Origin of the sequence: Microcystis sp. M53598_WE2 (assembly GCF_030067735.1) — a bacterium.
Classification (GTDB): domain Bacteria; phylum Cyanobacteriota; class Cyanobacteriia; order Cyanobacteriales; family Microcystaceae; genus Microcystis; species Microcystis aeruginosa.
Map to the genome: position 1 here is coordinate 1 of NZ_JASJFE010000645.1, position 3046 is coordinate 3046.

At 41.7% G+C, this 3046-nt stretch carries 4 protein-coding genes and 1 pseudogene; 3 read left to right on the plus strand and 2 right to left on the minus strand.

The genetic code is table 11. From position 1 onward, the window contains the following. The first annotated feature begins 176 nt into the window (after window positions 1-176). Window positions 177-785 carry a rhomboid family intramembrane serine protease gene (locus tag PX636_RS13070; protein WP_288117520.1) on the plus strand — a complete coding sequence of 203 codons (609 nt, stop codon included), beginning with the start codon at window positions 177-179 and terminating at the stop codon, window positions 783-785. Here the strand turns inward: PX636_RS13070 and PX636_RS13075 are convergent. Beyond that, on the minus strand, window positions 782-1108 hold the full coding sequence (locus tag PX636_RS13075) for a hypothetical protein (RefSeq protein ID WP_002735315.1): 327 nt from the start codon (window positions 1106-1108) through the stop codon (window positions 782-784). The genes PX636_RS13070 and PX636_RS13075 overlap by 4 nt on opposite strands. A gap of 160 nt (window positions 1109-1268) precedes the next feature. Here PX636_RS13075 and PX636_RS13080 point away from each other — a divergent pair, with 160 nt between their 5' ends. Then, complete coding sequence (locus PX636_RS13080; protein ID WP_002795706.1) at window positions 1269-1811, plus strand: NADPH-dependent FMN reductase; 543 nt, start codon at window positions 1269-1271, stop codon at window positions 1809-1811. Here the strand turns inward: PX636_RS13080 and folB are convergent. After that, window positions 1798-2154 (minus strand): dihydroneopterin aldolase, encoded by a 357-nt coding sequence (gene folB, locus PX636_RS13085; RefSeq protein WP_002795705.1) that lies wholly within the window; start codon window positions 2152-2154, stop codon window positions 1798-1800. The two genes, PX636_RS13080 and folB, sit on opposite strands and share 14 nt — an antisense overlap. A 634-nt stretch (window positions 2155-2788) precedes the next feature. Between folB and PX636_RS13090 the strand changes: the two are divergent. Continuing rightward, a pseudogene (locus tag PX636_RS13090) lies at window positions 2789-2998 on the plus strand (helix-turn-helix domain-containing protein); the annotation flags it as partial. Window positions 2999-3046: the final 48 nt, after the last annotated feature.

Sequence of the window (3046 nt, forward strand, 5' to 3'; positions counted from 1 at the left end):
GGGTTAGCGGTAGCGTAACCCATGCAGGCGTTGGGTTTCATGCTTCAACCCAACCTACGTTCATCTTATATTTAATTCCACTGATAACTGTAAACTTAAAACTCACACCTGATAACTGGTAACTGAATCACTGATAACTGATAACTGATAACTGATAACTGATGTGGGGGGCTATAATGGGAAAAAATAGCTCATCCATCAATCTTATGAGTCAAGGATCACGGCAAGAAATAAAAACCCAAGCAATAATCCTCGCTACCTTTGTGGCGATTTTTTGGCTGTTAGAGATTTTAGATAAATTTGTTTTTCGGGGCAGTTTAGACAATTTCGGGATTATGCCCCATCAAGTCATCGGATTGCGGGGTATTCTGTTCGCACCTTTCCTACACCGTGACTTTCCCCATCTTATCGCTAATACGGTTCCTTTCCTGATTCTCGGTTGGTTGGTGATGTTACAGGAAACCAGCGACTTTTTTATTGTGACTGGGTTAACTATGCTGGTGGGGGGGTTAGGAGTCTGGTTATTTGCTGCTCCGGGATACATCCATATCGGGGCAAGTATCTTGATTTTTGGCTATTTAGGTTTTTTATTACTGCGGGGCTATTTCCAGAGAAATATTCCTTCTATACTCTTGTCAATTCTAGTCTTTTTACTCTACGGTGGCACAATTTGGGGCGTTTTGCCTTCCCGTCCGGGGATTTCTTGGCAAGGACATTTATTTGGCTTTCTAGGCGGGGTTTTAGCCGCCAAATTAATCGCCACCGAAAAGAAACATTATTCCTAAATGGGGGAACCTTCTATCTCGCTACATACTTCGTAAAAATCGGTGACAGGCGGTTTTGCAAATAGAGGAGCCATGGATTTCAGCAATAATTCATGGTCTTCGCTTTTATTTGCCTCCATATCATCGATTTTATCCCAGATGATTACGGCAATTCCTTCATCGGTTCCGGGTTTTTGCAACAGAAAAGCCCCCTGGAATCCCGTAGAATAGGTGGAAACGGCCTTTTCGTAGAGTTTTTGGGCTTCGGAAAAACACCCCGGTTTGAATTCACCAATAGCCACATAGGCGTATTTATGTTTGAGAAAATCGAGAAATTCTGGCATGGCAATGAGGGGAAATGGAATAAATCTTTCTTTCTACTCTCATTAAAACTTAGATCGATCGCCCCCTCCGCCCCATCGACATATTTTTTTAACTAAGCTTCCCCAATTGTCTCTTTTTTTGTTAGCTTATATGTAGTCGTTATGAGTTTGTATAAGTTCTATGATCAAAATCGTTGGTATTAATGGCAGTTTACGCCCCGGATCCTATAGTGCGATGGCGTTAGAAGTTGCTATCAGTCGAGTACAGGGGTTAGGGGTAGAAACAGAGATAATTGACCTGAGAAAACTCTCTTTACCCTTCTGTAACGGGGGAGATGACTATTCTGACTATCCCGATGTGGCCAAAATGCAGCAAACGGTTAAATCGGCAGCGGGATTAATTTTGGCGACACCGGAGTATCATGGCAGTGTCAGTGGTGTGATGAAGAATGCCCTAGATTTAATGAGTTTTGAGGAGTTATCGGGAAAGGTTGCCGGATTAATCAGTGTTTTAGGCGGCCAATCCAATAGTAACGCCCTAAATGATTTAAGAATCATTCTCCGTTGGGTTCACGCTTGGGTAATTCCGGAACAAATTGGCTTAGGACAAGCGTGGAAAGTCTTCAACGAAGAAGGAGAAATCCTTGACGAGAAGCTTTCCCAACGTTTTGACGCTTTTGCGCGAAGTTTAGTCGATAATACCCGTAAACTCAACGAGATCTAGTGATATCGATGGTGATTTTACCGGTGAAATGGGGAATTGGAGCGGCAGGTTTCGATAATTGTACTCTTACCTGTCGCACTCGATCGAGTTGTAGGATATCCTCAGCGATAACCGTGGCCAATTTTTCCACTAGGGCAAATTTGCTGGTTTCAATCTGGTGTTTGACAATTTTGATCGCCTGTCGATAATCTAGGGTATCTTCAATCGCGTCACTTTTGCCAGCAATGCTGATATCAAGTTCTAGGGATAAATCCACCTCAAACCATTGACCTAAAACCTGTTCTTCGGCCAGATATCCTGTGTAACCGTAGGCACGAATGCCTGTAAAGTGAATAGTATCCATAGATAGTTAAAGTGAAATACTCTCAAGGTCGTTGAGAGCTTCCTGCTTCAATGGGATGCGCTTTCTACCTCGAAAGATAGCCAGTCTTACCTTCCCGACCCTGGCAGAAGTCCTAGTTCCTAAGACCCATACTTTTTCTTGCAACACGACCCGCCGAAGCTCGGTTATCGCTTAAGGAATAGTGGTCAAGATATGTTCAGGGTAGCACAGTTTTTGAGAATTGTCTATATGTTGGTCAGCATTACAGCAATTCCAAATTTAAGGTTTCATGACATAAAAATCCTTATGACAAGAGGGTTGTACAATTCTTAACATTTGGATTGCTCTCTGAAATGGCGCAAAATCGTTCCGAATTTATTTTTGCTGTCAGCATTACAGCAATTCAGAATGTAGCAAATGATACGGAACATCAAACACTTTTGCCAGGTACATCCCAATCCAACATCAAGAAGAATTAACGAGAGCAATAGGGACGGCATCATCGAGCATAAAGTCTAGAAGGTGATGCCAGCTTTCAAACAACAGATACTTGGTCAGACAAATATACTTTGCACGGCTACAACTTGCATTTTTTACTCAAGGACAATAATATAGTTTAAGAGTCATAATTAGAAGCAAAGCACTCATTGAAAACATGATTAACTTAGAATTCACGGAAGAAGAAAAGAACTCACTGTATTATGAAAGATTTCATCATCCCCATCCCCGGGTTCAACTTAAGATGGAAGTTCTGTGGTTAAAGAGTCAAAAGATACCGCACCAAAAAATTTGTCAGTTAGCAGGAATCTCGCCAAATACCTTATTAACTTATCTTCGAGATTATCAAGAAGGCGGAATAGAAAAATAAAAAGAAATCAACTTCTATCGCCCTAAAAGTGAATGAGAGTCTCAA

Coding starts and splice junctions, on each gene's coding strand:
- PX636_RS13070 (WP_288117520.1), top strand. CDS start 177: ATGGGAAAAAATAGCTCATCCATCAATCTTATGAGTCAAGGATCACGG.
- PX636_RS13080 (WP_002795706.1), top strand. CDS start 1,269: ATGATCAAAATCGTTGGTATTAATGGCAGTTTACGCCCCGGATCCTAT.
- PX636_RS13075 (WP_002735315.1), bottom strand. CDS start 1,108: ATGCCAGAATTTCTCGATTTTCTCAAACATAAATACGCCTATGTGGCT.
- folB (WP_002795705.1), bottom strand. CDS start 2,154: ATGGATACTATTCACTTTACAGGCATTCGTGCCTACGGTTACACAGGA.